Source organism: Streptomyces aurantiacus, assembly GCF_001418335.1.
Lineage (GTDB): Bacteria > Actinomycetota > Actinomycetes > Streptomycetales > Streptomycetaceae > Streptomyces > Streptomyces aurantiacus.
The window spans coordinates 3173-3411 of the sequence record NZ_LIPP01000348.1 but is presented as its reverse complement, the minus strand read 5'-3'; the positions used below and the strand labels follow the sequence as shown (position 1 = coordinate 3411).

The 239-nt window shown below is 73.6% G+C and carries 1 protein-coding gene; it reads right to left on the bottom strand.

Going from position 1 to position 239, the window contains the following annotated elements; all coding sequences use genetic code 11:
• The coding region (locus tag AOK01_RS34625; protein ID WP_157871609.1) for an MFS transporter at positions 1-239 on the bottom strand (239 nt) is incomplete at both ends.

The following is a 239-nucleotide window of genomic DNA, read 5'->3' as shown; positions in this document are numbered from 1 at the left end:
TGCTCACCGCGGCCACCACCGAGCCGGCCAGCAGCAGCGCGAGACCGGTGACGAGGAGACGACGATGGCCGATCAGGTCACCGAGCCGCCCCGCCACCGGCGTCGCGACGGCGGAGGCGAGCATGAAGGCGGTCAGGAGCCAGGTCGCACCGGTCGCGGCGACGTCGAGTTCGCGGGCGTACACCGCCAGCGCGGCAAGCACGATGGTCTGCGCGATCGCCACGCCGAAGGCCGCGAGC